At 31.6% G+C, this 790-nt stretch carries 1 protein-coding gene; it reads left to right on the forward strand.

Translation table 11 applies throughout. From position 1 onward, the window contains the following. Nucleotides 1–790, forward strand: a 790-nt coding sequence (locus ICJ85_RS16115; RefSeq protein WP_188224823.1) for a hypothetical protein, incomplete at both ends; no start/stop codon positions are given.

A 790-nucleotide genomic window follows, 5' to 3' on the forward strand; every position in this document is an offset into this window, starting at 1 on the left:
TGTTAACCCAAGGTTGGCGACGTTATATTTGGAACATCGAAAATCTAAAAGAGAGCCATCAAAATGCCAAACCGTTTTTATCGGACAGCTTAACAGGAGTTGTACGGTTGCAAAAATCCAATAAAAAAGAAGAACCTAAATCTAAAATAGTTATAGCGTTTACAGGCGATTCTTTAAGAGGAAAAGACATGATTATGACCGATAATTTTGGAAAATTCAACATAAGCGCCAAGCATTTTAAAATGAGCGAACAAAGTTATTTATATATAAAACCCATGACGCCCGAAAAACCAAAATACATCATCAACATAAATGATAATACTTTTGAAACCCTAAATAAAAAAAGAACTGCTTTAACCTTAAATTACCCTAATTCAAAAGTTACAGAACAAAACACCGAACAACAAAATTTTGATTTCGTTTCGTCTGAAAAAACGAACAAACTTGAAGAAATACAAATTAAAGCTAAAAAGAAAAAGGTATTTAGAGATAAATATCTGAGTACTTTAGATAGTTTAGCCAAAATTAATTTGGTGAATGATTATGTTGCTCCATGTGGCACATTAAATTGTCCTGCATGTAAAACTGGAACAAAACCAATTGAAGGAAAGACATATTCAGCCTGGGTAAGTAATAGAGACCCTGGTCCTCATACATATTACTTTAAAGCGGAAGAGAAAAAAACTATAACATATCAATACCCTAAACTTACAGAAGAAGAAATTCTTAAAAAATTCAACTTAATAATGCTCAAGGGCTATTACGGAAAACGTGAATTTTACAATCCTGT

Origin of the sequence: Aestuariibaculum marinum (genome assembly GCF_014596975.1) — a bacterium.
GTDB classification, from domain to species: Bacteria; Bacteroidota; Bacteroidia; order Flavobacteriales; family Flavobacteriaceae; genus Aestuariibaculum; species Aestuariibaculum marinum.